Source organism: Micromonospora sp. WMMB482 (genome assembly GCF_019038635.1).
Classification (GTDB): Bacteria; Actinomycetota; Actinomycetes; order Mycobacteriales; family Micromonosporaceae; genus Micromonospora; species Micromonospora marina.
The window spans coordinates 6,525,015-6,538,737 of record NZ_JAHOPD010000020.1; the positions used below are offsets into that span (position 1 = coordinate 6,525,015).

Below are 13,723 nucleotides of genomic sequence, written 5' to 3' on the forward strand. Positions count from 1 at the left end.
GTGTCACCTGTCCAGTTCGTCGCGGGCGGCGTCGACACCGGCGGGCAGCACTCGGCCGGCGGCTCCGCTGACCATGTCCCGCACGTCGTCCGCGAGCCGGGCCGAGGGGCCTCCGGCCGCACGGAGCTGCGCCAGCCCCGCCCGCCCCAGCACCACGGCGGCGACGAGGTAGCCGGCGGTGAGACCCGCCGCGGCCAGCCGGCGCGGGAGCATCGTCTCCAGCACGCGCAGCACCGTGGTCGACGCCGCGCCGGCACCGAGCACCAGGCAGCCACCGGCGGCAGCCAGCAGGACGACGCCCACACCCGCCGGTCGGGCCGCCTCGTTCACCTGCGCACGCACGGCTCGCACCTCCTCGCGAACGACGTCGGCCACGTCCTCGGCCAGCCGCTCGGTCGGGCTCCGCCGTCCGTCCCCTCCGACGGTTCCCCCGCTCATCGCACCTCCCACTGCGCCGCCGCGTGCCCGGCGGCGTACCCGTGGGGACGCGCCCCACACCGCGATGCCACAGCTTTCAGTCGGTGGGTGTGACGGCAGAGCCGGAACCCGCCGCGCCGGATGCCCCGAACTGGCCGGATGAGCAGCCCAGCGCGTCTGGCAGCCCGGCGGCAACACGCTGCTGGTCAACGACGCCCGGGCCGCCGAGCTGGCGCGCACCCCCGACGACGGAAGGCCGTTGATCGCCGCCGGACGCCCGGACGACGTCGCCCGGATCATCTGGGCCAGCGGCAGCACCGGCAGCCCGAAGGGCTGCGCACAGACGTACGCGGCGATGAACGCGGCCTGGGCGCGTCACCCGGATCGCTTGCCCCCGGCGGTCGCGGACCTCGCCACCCGGCTCCAGCGTCATCGCGTCTCCGGTGCGCTGCGCAGCCAGGTGATGCTGGAGTACGCCATCCCCACCCCGGCCGCAGGCGGCACCCTGGTCGCGGCCCGGGCGCGCCCCCGGCGTATCGCCCGGCACCGGGCGACCGCGAGCGTGATCACCGTGGCCAAGCTCTACCAGCTCGTGTAGGACCAGCGCACCGACCCGGTCCACCTGAGCAGCCTGCGGGCCCTGCTGGTCTCCGGGTCGCCGCTCGCACCGGGCCGGCTCACCGAGGCACTCGACGTGCTCGGCCCCGTGGACGGCTGGGTCCGCACCCGCGACCTGGCCCGGCTGAATGGCGACGGCTACCCGCACCTGGTCGGCCGGATCCGGGACGTCGTCGTCGTGCAGGCCCGTCGGCCTCGCAGACGATCCGGTGGATCGACCGGGCTCCGGTGGGGCCGAGCGGTAGGCCGGACAAGCGCGCCCTGGCGGGACCGCTCGCGGCTGACCAGGAGGCCGGAGGAGCGCCCAGGCGCCGCGCACCGCGCGGACTCCGGCGACGTCCCGCCGGACGGGCGGGAACCTGCACCGTACGGACGGGTTCCCGCGGGCTGTCCCGGGTCCACCGGGACTCGCCCTACCCCGTCCGCTGCGGGCCGACGACGCTCCAGCAGAGGCCGGCCGGGTCGCGCAACGTGACCTGGTGCGACGGGCCAGCCGGCGGCTCGACGTGGGCGCCCGCGGCCACCGCCCGCCGCAGCACCGACTCGGGGTCCGTCCGCTCGATGGTCAGCACCTCGTCACGGTTCGCGGCCACCGACGGGTCGCCCGCCTCCCACCACTCGCTCACGATCAGGCGATGACCGCCGACGGCCAGTTCGGCGTGCACGACATGCCCGTCGAGCAGGCACTCCCGTTGGATGGCCACGGCGTCGAAGACGTCCGTGTAGAAGGCGATCGCCTCGCTCGTGTCGCTGACCGTCAGGTGCGGTGCCGTCCGCTGGTCCTGTGCCCGCATGAGACTGCTGCGTCCCTTCGCTACTCGGCGATCCGGGTCCGGCCGGTCCAGCGGAAGACCACCGGCTCGACCGTCGCGGCGGCGGTGCCCCGCTCGAAGTGCTCGTACCCGCCGTAGTACAGGATCTTGATCTTCTTCTCTGCCCTGGGCACCCGACGGCTGCGCAGATCGGCCGGCAGGCCGGCCGGGCCGCCCTCCAGGACGACATCGATGACGCCGGCGGCGTCACGGGCGACCGGATCAGCTTGCGAAACGTCCTTCATGGCACGACCTCCGTCGCATTCCGCACCTCACGAGCCGCCGCAGGGGCGACGGCGGTTCGGTCCACACAGGTCCAACGACACCCGTTGCCGGATGAACGGACGCTCCGCGGTCGAACGTCCTTGTCCGGTGAGCGGCCACCCGTTCAGCTCCGAACGTAGTGCAGATCACATTTCGTGAGCACCCTTAGCGCACCCCTAGAAACGGCCCTGGGCAGCGACGATGCCCGGACCAGCCCGATCGGGAGGCGGGCTCACTCCCAGCGGAAGAACCGCGTGGCCCCCAGGGCGGCGACGGCAGCCGTGACGGCCAGGGCGATCAGCTGCGGCAGCTCGGGGTCGGCCCCCGCCCACGCCGCGCCGATGGTGTCGACAGTCGCGCCGAGCGGCGAGTAGTCGGCCACGGCCGCCAGGGCACTCGGCATCCGGTCGCGGGGCAGCCAGGCGCCGGCCAGGAAGAGCAGCGGGAAGAACAGCGCGGGGCCGATCGACTGTGCCGCCCTGGCCGACGGCGCCAGCGCCGCGATCAGCAGGCCGACGGCGAACAGGCACGCGACCCCGAGGAGGAAGGCCAGCACGAACCCGGGCAGGTTGGCCGGCGCCGGCTGGTCCAGCAGGAACCGCACGGCGATCGAGGTGACCACCGCACCGAGCACGCCCATCACGAGGTTGACCACAACCTGGGCGACCAGCAGCAGCGCAGGCCGCACCGGGGTGGTCGCCAGGCGGCGCAGGATCCGGCGTTCCCGGTAGATGCCCAGCGCCATCGGCAGGGTGAAGAGCGCGAGCATGCCGATGGTCAGAGCCAGCGCGAGCGACGGCAGGAACGTCTGCTCGGCGTGCTGGCCGGTGTCGGCGGCTGTACCGGCACGCTGCGGCAGGCCGAATACGAGCATCAGGCCGATCGGCAGGGCGAAGACGAAGAACAACGACACGGGTTCCCGGAGGAACAGCTTCGCCTCGACGGCGATCAGCTTGGACAGGGCGCTCACGACGACCTCCCGTCGGTCGGGGACTGCGCGGCCCGGCCGCCGCGGCCGGTCAGGGCGACGAAGGCGTCGTCGAGGGTGGGCTGTTCGACCCGCAGGTCCGTGTAGGTCGTCCCGCGCCCGTTGAGCACTGCCAGGACCGACTGGAGCACGTCCTTCGTGCCGGTCACCGTCACCTCCGCCCCGTAGCGGCTGACCCCGGTCACGTCGGGCGCGGCGAGCAGCAGGGTGTCCTCGACCGGCTCCGCCGGGCGGAAGTGCACCCGGTGCTCGCTGCCGACCCGGGCGAGCAGGCCAGCGGGGCTGTCGATGGCCACCATCCGCCCCTTGTCGATGATCGCGATCCGGTCACAGAGTCGTTGCGCCTCTTCCATGAAGTGGGTGACCAGCACGACGGTGACGCCGCGGTCGCGAATCCGCTCGACGAGATCCCAGGTGTCCCGGCGGCCCTGCGGGTCGAGGCCCGTGGTCAGCTCGTCGAGGATGGCGACCTCCGGCCTCCCCACCAGCGCCAGGGCCACCGACAGTCGCTGCTTCTGCCCGCCGGAGAGCTTCTGGAAGTACGTGTTGCGCTGCTCGGCCAGGCCGAGGTCGGTCAGCAGCTCGTCGATGTCGGCCCGGTTGCGGTAGAAGGACCGGTACAGGTCCAGCGCCTCCCGCACCCGCACCTTGTCCGGCAACTGGCTCTCCTGGAGCTGGGCGCCGACGCGCTGGCGCACCTCGGTGCGGTCGCGCACCGGGTCCAGCCCGAACACCCGGACGCTCCCGCCGTCGGGGCGGCGCAATCCCTGCACGCACTCGACAGTGGTCGTCTTGCCGGCTCCGTTCGGGCCGAGGACGCCGAAGACCTCGCCCTGCTCGACGGTGAAGGAGACGTCGTCGACCGCGACCTTCTCGCCGTACCGCTTCTGCAGATGATCGACCTCGATGACCGGCATCCGGGATGGTCCTCCTTCACGTGCGGCTCGCCGCGGGCAAGGGCGGACCCCTCGGCTGATCGCGGCGTCGGTCCGCGGGAACGGGCCGGACCCGGGCCGACCGACGCCCGACATCATCCGCGCAACCGATGCGCCGATCAACTGATCAGATGATGAATCGGGGGTGTCGATGCGGGGAACGACCCTCCACAGGGGTGCCGCCCGGCGACAGGGGTGTCGCCCGGTCACGTCGGGTGTCCGGGCGTCCGTCCGGCCGGGCGACTCCGGGCGGCTTCCCGCCCACGGATCCGGTGTGGCTCGTCACCGCCGGCCCGGGCACAGCGGCAGCAGCTCGTCGAGCCGGGTCAGGACGACGTCCGGGCCGGCCGTGCGCAGCGTCTCCTCCTCGGACTCGCCCCACAGCGCGGCCACCGCCGTCACCCCGGCCGCCCGCGCACTGGCCAGGTCGCTGGGCGCGTCGCCGACCATCAGCGCCTCCGCCGGGCGGGCCCCGAGCAGGTGCAGTGCCCGCCGTACGATGTCGGGCGCGGGCTTCGGGCGGGGCACCTCGTCCGAGCCCACCACGTGGTCGACGAGCGGCAACAGGTCGAGCCGGCCGAGCAGGTCCCGGGCGCGTACGCCGCTGCGGCCGGTGGCCACGGCGAGCCCGATCCCCCGCCGACGCAGGGTGCGCAGCAGCTCCGCCGCGCCGTCGACCGGGCTGACCCGGTGTGCGAGGCGGTTGCTCTGCCGCACGAACGGCTCGGCGAGCGCCGCCGGCAGGCCCATCAGCTCCAGCACCTCCGGCAGGTACCGGCCCGGGTGGCGGCAGTACTCCTCGACCGGGGCCATGCCGTCGCCGACCACCTCGGCGTAGGCGAGGGCGAACGCCTCTCTGGCCACGGCGAGGCTGTCGACCAGCACCCCGTCGAGGTCGAACACCACCGCGCGGACACCGTCGGGTGCCGCCGCCCTCGCGACCACCGATGTCACCTCCCGTCCGCGCGACCCGCCCCGGCCGGTAGGGGTGGCCGGTTGCGGAAACCCCCGACTACGGTCAGGACCGTTCTCCCGGCCCACCGGCGCGGCGCACTCGCCCACCCGGATCCGGCGGCACCCCGCCACCCTACCGGCGTCGCGGCCCCCGGCAGGGCTAGGACCGGGCCGCTGAGAGGATCGCACCATGCCGCTGCTGGGCTGGCTGACGAAGGGCACCGACGAGCACCCGGACGCGATCCGGGTCGACGGCCGGGCGGCGTCCTGGGTGGAGCTTCGCCGCCTGGCCACGGCGGTGGCCGACGAGCTGCGCGGCGTCGACCGGGTGGCGATCGAGGCCACCGCCACCCTGGAGACGGTGGTCGGCGTGGTGGGCGCGCTGACGGCCGGGGCGGCGGTCGTGCCGATCCCGCCGGACGCCGGGCCGATGGAGCGCGATCACATCCTGCGCGACTCGGGCGCGACGGCGCTGCTGGCCCCGGCCGGCGCTGGACCCACCGTCGGTGACGCCGGCCGGCCCGTCGTGCCCGTCGACCTGACCCGGCGGTCGGACACCGTTCACCCCGAGCCGGATCCGGCCCGCACCGCGGTGATCCTCTACACCAGCGGCACCACCGGCGCCCCGAAGGGCGCCGTGATCTCCCGCCGCGCGATCGCCGCCTGCCTCGACGGGCTGGCCGACGCCTGGGCATGGACGCCGGACGACCTGCTGGTGCACGGCCTGCCACTGTTCCACGTGCACGGGCTGGTGCTCGGCGTGCTCGGACCACTGCGGCTGGGCGGCCGGCTGCACCACGTGGGCCGTCCCCGCCCCGACCGGTACGCCGCCGCCAACGGCACGATGTACTTCGGGGTGCCGACCGTGTGGTCCAGAATCGCCGCCGACCCGGACGCGGCCCGGGCGTTGCGTCCGGCGCGGCTGCTGGTCTCGGGCAGCGCGGCGCTGCCGGCGGCGGTCTTCGCCGACCTCGCCACCCTCACCGGTCACCGGATCGTCGAGCGGTACGGGATGACCGAGACCCTGATCACTGTGAGCGCCCGGACGGACGGCCCACGCCGGCCCGGCACCGTCGGGCTGGCGCTGCCCGGGGTCCGGACGCGGCTGGTCGACGACGACGGCGCCCCGCTCCCGGCCGACGGGGCGACGATGGGCGAGCTTCAGGTCACCGGCCCAACGTTGTTCGACGGCTACCTCAACCACCCGGACGCCGACGCGGCGAGCCGCACCCCGGACGGTTGGTTCCGCACCGGGGACGTCGCCACCGTCGACCCGGACGGCTGGCACCGGATCGTCGGCCGGGCGTCGACCGACCTGATCAAGAGCGGTGGCTACCGGATCGGCGCCGGGGAGGTGGAGGACGCCCTGCTGACGCACCCGGGGGTCCGTGAGGCAGCCGTGGTGGGCACCCCGCACCCCGACCTCGGCCAGCAGGTCACCGCGTACGTGGTGGGCGACGGGGTGGACGGGGCCGAACTGATCGACTTCGTGGCCCGGCACCTCTCGGCGCACAAGCGACCCCGCGAGGTGCGCCTGGTCGACGCCCTGCCCCGCAACGCCCTGGGCAAGGTGCAGAAGACGCGGCTGAGCGCAGCCGGTTAGGACGCCACTGCCGCGATGCTGATCGCGGTGACCACCAGCCCCCGCTCGACCAGGAACCTGCCCGCGAACGCCCGCACCTCGGCCCCGCCGAGCACCGGACCGGGCACCAGCAGCCGGGCCTCGAACGTGCCGGCCGGGTCGAACACGATGTCCGCCTCGGAGAAGTCCAGCCACCGACCGGTGAGCGGGAACCACGCCTTGTACACCGCCTCCTTGGCGCTGAACAGCAGGCGGTCCCAGCAGACGGCGGGGCGGACCGCGCCGAGCGTGACGGTGCGCGACCGTTCGGCCGGCAGGGCGATCGCGCCCAGCACCCCGTCGGGCAGCGGGGCGTGCGGCTCGGCGTCCACCCCGAGGCTGGCGAACCCCGTCGTACGGCCGACCACCGCCGCCCGGTAGCCATCGCAGTGCGTCATGCTGCCGACCACGCCGGCCGGCCAGAGCGGGGCACCGCGCGCGCCGGAGACGATCGGCGCCGGGGCGAGACCCAGCTCGCCGAGGGCCAGCCGGGCGCAGTGCCGCACGGTGGCGAACTCCTGGCGGCGTTTCTCCACCGACCGTGCCACCAGCGCCTCTTCCTCGGGGAACAGGGTTACGCCGGCGGGATCGGTGAAGGACTCGGCCACCGCCACGGTGGAGGGCAGGATCTGCTCGATCACGTTGGCCGATGGTAGGCGCTGCGGCACCCGGTGCCGCGGCGGCCTCGGCGATAGGTGCACCATAGGGGTCGGGTACGGGTGCCGGCCCGCCCGGGACAGGTGCCACCCTGGGCGCCGGCCCGGGCTTGCGGGTGGGGCACCTGGTCTTGGGCGGATGGACGCGGGAATGGCGATGCTTACTGGCAAAGTGGTGCGGTTCGACGAGGTGCGGGGCTACGGGTTCATCACCCCGGACGACGACAGCGACGACGTGTTCGTGCACGCGAACATGCTCGACGGCGACAAGGGGGCACTGACGCCCGGCGTCCCGGTCGAGTACGACGCGGTGGAGACCGAGCGCGGGCCCAAGGCCGTGCTGGTGCGGGTGGTCGGCGTCGCCCCGGGTGCGGATCGCGCCCCGACGGCCGGTGCCGGGCTGTCCGCCCGGGCCGGCGTCACGGTCGGCGGCGGGCGGGACAGCGGGCAGGTCACGGGCAGCGCGGAGGACGACGAGGGCCTGTGCGACGTCCTCTCCGAGCGGGCCTTCTCTGCGGAGACCACCGAGGCGCTGGTGACCTCCGTGCCGGACCTGACCGGAGCGCAGATCGTGGCGGTACGTGCGAGGATGCTGGAGCTGGCCCGGCGGCACGGCTGGGTGGAGGGCTGACCGTGGCGGGGGCGGGTCACCGCCGCCCGCCGTCCGGTCGGCTCAGCCGCCGGCGATCAGCAGGGACTTCCTGATCCGCCCGAGCGCGCTGCGCGGCAGCTCGTCGACGAAGTGCACCCGCCGGGGGCGCTGGCCCGCCGAGAGGTACCGGCCGACGTGGTCGATGAGCACCTGCGCGGTCACCCCCTCGGCGACGACGTAGGCGGTGACCTGCTCGCCGAGCGCGTGGTGCGGCGTGCCGACGACGGAGGCGTCGCGTACGCCGGGGTGGCTCAGCAACACCTCCTCGATCTGGCTGGCAGGCATCCGCCGGCCCCGGCTGTGCACCACGTCGAGCCCGCACCGCCCGATGATCCGGTACGTGCCGTCGGGGGCCACGCTGACCAGGTCCCCGGTGGCGTGCCAGCGACCGGCGGCGAGGCTCCGCCCGCCGACGTACCCGCTGAACAGCGTCGGCCCGCGGACGCTCAGCTCGCCCACCGACTCGCCGTCGGCCGGCACCGGCCGGTCCTCGCGGTCCAGCACGCGCGTCTCGATGCCGGGCAGAGGCGTGCCGACAGCGCCCGGAAGCGTACGGTCGCCGGCCAGCCCGGTCAGCGCGACGAGCGTCTCGGTGGTGCCGTAGGCCTGCACCGGCCGGTGCGAGGTGAGCAGCCGGAGCCGCTCGGCCACGGCGCGGGCCAGCGGGCCGTCCGCGGAGACGAGCATCCGCGCCGCGGACAGCGGCCGGGCCCGGTGGCTGTCCAGCGCCATCCTCGCCCACTGGTCGGGCGACGCCAGGTGCATGGAGCCGACCGGCCCGGTGCCGGCGTGGTCGAGGTGGACGAAACGGCTACCGGCCCGCAGTGCGCCGAGCAGGCCGACGACCAGACCGTACGCCCGGAACAGCGGGGTGCCCTGGACGACCACGTCCTCCTCGCTCCAGTGCCACGCACGGGCCAGAAGGTCGAGGTCGGCGGCGATGGCGCGGCGCGAGATGCGCACCCCTCGCGGCGGCCCTGATACGCCACCGGTGTAGAGGATGACGGCGTCGCTGCCCGGGGCGGGCTCGGGATGCCGCGTCGAGGCGTGTTCTCGCAGGTCGACCGGGATCGCGGGCAGGCCGTCGGCCCCGGACGGGGCACGGCCGAGGATCACCGTAGCCCCGGACTGCCGCAGGATGCGGCTGCGTTCGCGTTCGTCGGCGCCGGGAGGCAGCGGTACGAGCGGCACCCCCGCGAGGACGGCGCCGAGCATTCCGACCACCGCTTCCAGCGTCGGTGTGCCGTCGACCGCGACCGCCGTCGCGCCCCTGATCCGATCGGCGACCGCGGTGACGCAGCCCAGCAGGGCCTCGCTGGAGAGGGCTTCTCCGGCCACCATGACCGCGTCGGCCCGATCCGCACCGAATCCCCGCAGCACCGGCAGCAGTGTCATCTCCGCTATCCCCTGCGCGGGGCCGCAACGAGTCGCGGCGGCAGCTGGGACATCACGACGACCACAGGACCTTTCAGGTCTCGGGCCTGCACGGCCCCATGTCCGGCTATCCCGACGGTAAAGACCGGGTGCCCCGAAATTAGGGCCGGGCTATCGTCGGGCACAACCCCTAGCCACCGAGTCCGGATCCCCCTGCCGGGGCCTACTGGCCAGCTAGGACCGGATCCCGTCCGTCCTGATACAACGGTGGGCCCGAGCGCTCACTCCGGCTCGGCGAACAATGCAGAGACCGCATTCGTCCTCGGCGAGCGAACATCGACCGAAAGTGTCTTTATTAATGCGTGGCAGCTCGCGTCGCGACTTTATCGCCTTAACGTGTTCTGCATTGGATCAGCCCCGGGTCGAATGAAACCGCAGACCTCCGCGACCAACAGGCACTCGGATGCATAATTCTCTTTTTAACAACATAATCGCAGAATCTCCCAAACGTCCGAATCGTGGCTCGATGACGCGCACCAACCAACGACCGCCAGCAGAATCGAACAGGCATCGGTCGCAGTTCCGGCATCGAGGCCTCACACCGCAGCAATCGAGCGCCTCCGGCAATTGCCGAGACACCCGACCAGACCCCACGGCCGCACGCCGGAGGCCGGACGACACGTCCACGCCAGCTTCCGGCACCACGCCACCCGCGCCGGATCGGCACGGGCGGAGCCACGAACGCCGAGTTCAACCACGATGACACTCAGCTCGGCGTCTCCGCACGCCGCAACCGCGGGCGGCGTCGGCCCCCTCGACAAGAGCGACCGGCGACGCCCGGACACCCGGTTAGCACGAAAAAGCTCACACGCCAATCAGCAGGCGGGCCGGATAAGCGGAACCATCGGCTCATGGAAGCGCTCTGTCACGGTACGGGACCAGCCGGCGACTTTCCGTTGTCACCCCCGGCCGGGCCACCCGCGACGAGTAACCCATGTTTGCTCATCCTTTACACAACTCGGCTTGCCGCCCATTTGCCCAACTGCCATACTCCCACCATCACGGAGGTCGATAGGAAGTTTCGACCCCGAAGGAGCTGGGGAATTATCGCCGACACATACGGGAACACGGCTCGCAGCGGCCAACCGGTCACGTCGGTCGATGGCTCACCGGCGAAGCTCGACGCCCGTCGATACTTGCCGCTAGTGGAATGGGTCAAGAATTGCCGGTCTCCAATTTGGTCGAGCTGTCGGGCCGCACAGGGCAAGCGGCCCTCCCCCGGAGGGGGTGGTGATGGAGCTGACCGAGCGTTCAAGCCAGCTCGACCTGCTGGAGCGCCGACTCGCAGACCTGCTCCGCGGCGGCGCCGCGCCGACCGACCGGCCGGTGACCGTGCTGACCGGCCCGGTCGGCTCCGGCAAGACCGCGCTCGCACAGACCTTCGCCCGGCGCGCCTGCGACGCCGGAGCACGGGTCGTCGGCGCGAGCGCCTCCCGCGCGGAGCGCAGCGTACCGCTGGAGGTCGTCCGGCAGCTCGTCCGCGCGGTGCCGTTGTGCGCCGCGGACGCCCCTGACATCCGAACCCGCCTCGCCAGTCTGCTGGACGCGGGCGCCCTCGCATGGAACGACGCCGATCCGGCGGACGCGGAGAACGCCCGGCTCACCGCCGCCATCGGGCGCGCCCTGCTCGAACTGACCTCCCGGGGGCCGCTGGTCATCGTGGTGGACGACATCCATCACGCGGACGCGCCGTCGCTGCGCTGCCTCGATTACGTGGCCCGGCGGCTCTCCGGCCTACCCGTACTGATCGTCCTGACGGAGGCGCCACGCACCCGGCCGTGGCGGGCGGACGTGCACGCCGAGATGCTGCAACCGGCGAGGCTGCACCGCATCCGCCTGCCGCTGCTCACCGCCGAGGGGACGTTCCAGCTCCTCGCCCAACGGCTCGACATCCCGCTCGCCCGCAGCATCGCCGAGGCGAGCCACCGGATCAGCGGCGGGAATCCGCTCCTGGTGCACGCGCTCGCCGATGACCAGGCGGCCGCGCCACGGTCCGCCGACGCCCCGGCGGTCGGCGAGTCGTTCCGGGAGGCCGTGCTGAGCTGCCTGTACCGCTGCGACCACCTGGTGCTCAACACCGCCCGGGTGCTCGCCGTCACCGGCGAGCCGCTGCACGGCAGCCTGCTGCCGCACCTCGTCGACGCCCGGTCGCACCCCGCGCTGGACGCTGTCGACAAGTCGACCAGCGCGGGGCTGATCGACGAACAGGGGTTGCGCCATCCGACGGTGACCCAGGCCGTGATCGACGGGATGACCGCCGAGGAACGCGGACGGCTGCATCTGGCAGCGGCCCGCCTGCTGCACGACGACGGCGCGCCCCCGGCGCGGATCGCGCCGCACCTGGTGGGCATCGGCGAGCTGGCCGAGCCCTGGATGGCGCAGACCCTGCTGGACGCCGGCGAGCAGGCGCTGCTCGACGGCGAGGTGGAGACCGCCCTGCGGTACCTGCGCCGGGCGCACCGCAGTGGTGTCGGCGAGTGCCTGCGGGCGCGGATCCGCTCCGCGCTGGCGCGCGCCGAGTGGCGGCTCGACCCGCAGGCCACGATCCCTCACCTGGTCAGCGTCGCCTCCGCCATCCGGGCCGGGCACCTCGGCAGCCAACAGGCCGCCGGTCCCATCCAGTACCTCCTCTGGCACGGTGAGATCGACAAGGCCGTCGACCTGGTCAGGCACCTGAGCGAGCGGGCGGATGCCGCCGATCCGCAGTCCATGGCCGAGCTGCTCATCATCACCGGCTGGATCTCGACGCTCTATCCCGGGGTCGTGGTCGACCGGCCCGCCCCCGCCGTGGCCGCGCGGGATCCGCTCACGCTGGCCCGGGTCAAGCACGGGCTCAGCGGGGTCATCCTGCTGTCCGGCGTACTGGCCCGGGGTGACGCCGGCGTGGTCGAGGAGGCCGAGCGGACGCTGTCGACCACCGGGCCGGATGACGAACCGCACATGTTCAGGGTCATCTGCGCCCTCATCGCCATGATCTACGCCGATCGGCTCGACCTGGCCGACGACTGGTGCGACCGGCTGGGCCGCCACCTCGCCACCCCGCACCACCCCACGCCCTCGGCCACGCTCACCGCCCTGCGGGCCGCCGTCGCCGGCCGGCTCGGCGACCTTCCCCGCGCCGGCAAGCTGGCCGACGAGGCACTGGGGCAGCTCTCGCCGAAGGGCTGGGGGGTGGTGATCGGGATACCTCTCGCCGTCCGGATACGGGCCCTGACCCTTATGGACCAGCTCGACACGGCGGCCGACTGCCTCCAGGTGCCGGTGCCGCCGGCGACCTTCGAGACTCCGCTCGGGCTGCACTACCTGCACGCCCGCGGAACGCACGCCCTCGCCGCGGGAAGCCCCGAGGCCGCGCTGGCCGACTTCCAGCTCTGCGGGCAACTCATGCAACGGTGGCAGCTGGACTTCTCGGGTCTCGTGCCGTGGCGCACCGAGTCGGCTCGGGCACTGCTCCGGATGGGCCGCCGTCAGCAGGCGCGCAAGCTGGTGCGCGACGAGTTGACCCGGCTGCGGCCCCTCCACGTCCGGTACCGGGCCGCGGCCCTGCGGGTTCTGGCCGCGACCGAGGAGGGACAGGAACGGATCCCGCACCTGCGCAGTGCCGTACGGCTGCTGCGGCAGTGCGGCGACCGGATGGAGCTGGCGCACAACCTCGCCGACCTCGGTCACGCCTACGAGCAGGCCGGCGACCGGCGGCAGGCCCGCGCCGCGACCCGGTCGGCCCGGGCTCTCGCGGAGGAGTGCGGCATCCCGACATTGTGGCCCAGCGCCCTGTCCGCCAGGGACGGTGCCACCCGCAGCCGGGCGGGTGCGGCGGTCGTGGTCCAGGGCCTGACGGACACCGAATCCAGGATGGCCATCCTGGCCGCCCAGGGTCACACCAATCGTGAGATCGCCGAGAAGCTCTTCCTGACGGTCAGCGCGATCGAACAGCGGATGACGCGCATCTACCGGAAGCTGGACGTCAACTCGCGCAGCGAACTCGCCGGACGGCTGCGGTTCGACCGCCCCGGTACGACGGTGCTGAACCCGCTTACGCGGGGCACCGACCCTCCGGGCGGCCGTCCGTCCGGCCCTCGGCCACGCTGATCCCGGTCGGGGTTCCGCACGCAAGAGCCGCCGGGCGTCACGCGACCGTCGCCGTCGCCCACCGTCGCGAAGAGTCCGTCCACCACCACTGTGGGCACCTCCGGAAGTCGCGGTGTGGCACCATCAGGCTGTACGCCCGACACCGGCCGTTCACTGACGTGTCGCCTCCCCGGGCCGGTCGGCTCCGACACCCCTCACCCCGGATCGCGCAACCCCTAAACGCCTTTCGGGGCCGCAGGTTTGGGTGCGAAACGGTGGGGTCTCACGCCCATTGTCGCACCAT

General features: G+C 73.3%; 12 protein-coding genes. 4 read left to right on the forward strand and 8 right to left on the reverse strand.

What is annotated here, in order from left to right:
* Positions 1–3 precede the first annotated feature (3 nt).
* On the reverse strand, positions 4–438 hold the full coding sequence (locus KSK32_RS31475; protein ID WP_216935432.1) for a phage holin family protein: 435 nt from the start codon (positions 436–438) through the stop codon (positions 4–6).
* Positions 439–676: 238 nt separating this feature from the next.
* On the opposite strand from KSK32_RS31475, the gene KSK32_RS31480 reads away from it, so the two are divergent.
* Entirely contained in the window at positions 677–1,015 is a 339-nt protein-coding gene (locus KSK32_RS31480) for a hypothetical protein (RefSeq protein ID WP_216935433.1), read from the forward strand.
* A gap of 433 nt (positions 1,016–1,448) precedes the next feature.
* Here KSK32_RS31480 and KSK32_RS31485 read toward each other — a convergent pair whose 3' ends face one another.
* The 5 genes from KSK32_RS31485 to KSK32_RS31505 all read right to left on the reverse strand — a co-directional run bounded on the left by KSK32_RS31485 (position 1,449) and on the right by KSK32_RS31505 (position 4,979).
* Complete coding sequence (locus KSK32_RS31485; RefSeq protein WP_216935435.1) at positions 1,449–1,829, reverse strand: glyoxalase/bleomycin resistance/extradiol dioxygenase family protein; 381 nt, start codon at positions 1,827–1,829, stop codon at positions 1,449–1,451.
* A gap of 20 nt (positions 1,830–1,849) precedes the next feature.
* A complete protein-coding gene (locus KSK32_RS31490) occupies positions 1,850–2,092 on the reverse strand; it encodes a DUF5988 family protein (RefSeq protein ID WP_216935437.1) in 243 nt (80 codons plus the stop codon).
* Between the two features lie 251 nt (positions 2,093–2,343).
* Positions 2,344–3,081: an ABC transporter permease gene (locus tag KSK32_RS31495; protein WP_216935438.1), complete on the reverse strand. Its 738-nt coding sequence runs from the start codon at positions 3,079–3,081 to the stop codon at positions 2,344–2,346.
* Positions 3,078–4,016 carry an ABC transporter ATP-binding protein gene (locus tag KSK32_RS31500; RefSeq protein WP_216935440.1) on the reverse strand — a complete coding sequence of 313 codons (939 nt, stop codon included), beginning with the start codon at positions 4,014–4,016 and terminating at the stop codon, positions 3,078–3,080. The genes KSK32_RS31495 and KSK32_RS31500 overlap by 4 nt, the downstream gene beginning before the upstream one ends.
* Positions 4,017–4,316: 300 nt before the next feature.
* Positions 4,317–4,979 carry an HAD-IA family hydrolase gene (locus KSK32_RS31505; RefSeq protein WP_216935442.1) on the reverse strand — a complete coding sequence of 221 codons (663 nt, stop codon included), beginning with the start codon at positions 4,977–4,979 and terminating at the stop codon, positions 4,317–4,319.
* A gap of 199 nt (positions 4,980–5,178) precedes the next feature.
* Between KSK32_RS31505 and KSK32_RS31510 the strand changes: the two genes are divergently transcribed.
* Positions 5,179–6,591: an acyl-CoA synthetase gene (locus tag KSK32_RS31510; RefSeq protein WP_216935444.1), complete on the forward strand. Its 1,413-nt coding sequence runs from the start codon at positions 5,179–5,181 to the stop codon at positions 6,589–6,591.
* On the opposite strand, the gene KSK32_RS31515 is transcribed toward KSK32_RS31510, so the two are convergent.
* The gene (locus KSK32_RS31515; protein WP_216935453.1) at positions 6,588–7,250 is read right to left on the reverse strand and encodes a 4'-phosphopantetheinyl transferase; all 663 of its coding nucleotides are present in this window, start codon (positions 7,248–7,250) and stop codon (positions 6,588–6,590) included. The genes KSK32_RS31510 and KSK32_RS31515 overlap by 4 nt on opposite strands.
* A gap of 154 nt (positions 7,251–7,404) precedes the next feature.
* Between KSK32_RS31515 and KSK32_RS31520 the strand changes: the two genes are divergently transcribed.
* Positions 7,405–7,896: a cold shock domain-containing protein gene (locus KSK32_RS31520; protein WP_216935455.1), complete on the forward strand. Its 492-nt coding sequence runs from the start codon at positions 7,405–7,407 to the stop codon at positions 7,894–7,896.
* 42 nt (positions 7,897–7,938) lie between these two features.
* On the opposite strand, the gene KSK32_RS31525 is transcribed toward KSK32_RS31520, so the two are convergent.
* Positions 7,939–9,312 carry an AMP-binding protein gene (locus tag KSK32_RS31525; protein WP_216935457.1) on the reverse strand — a complete coding sequence of 458 codons (1,374 nt, stop codon included), beginning with the start codon at positions 9,310–9,312 and terminating at the stop codon, positions 7,939–7,941.
* 1,272 nt (positions 9,313–10,584) lie between these two features.
* On the opposite strand from KSK32_RS31525, the gene KSK32_RS31530 reads away from it, so the two are divergent.
* Positions 10,585–13,440 (forward strand): AAA family ATPase, encoded by a 2,856-nt coding sequence (locus KSK32_RS31530; protein ID WP_216935459.1) that lies wholly within the window; start codon positions 10,585–10,587, stop codon positions 13,438–13,440.
* Positions 13,441–13,723 lie beyond the last annotated feature (283 nt).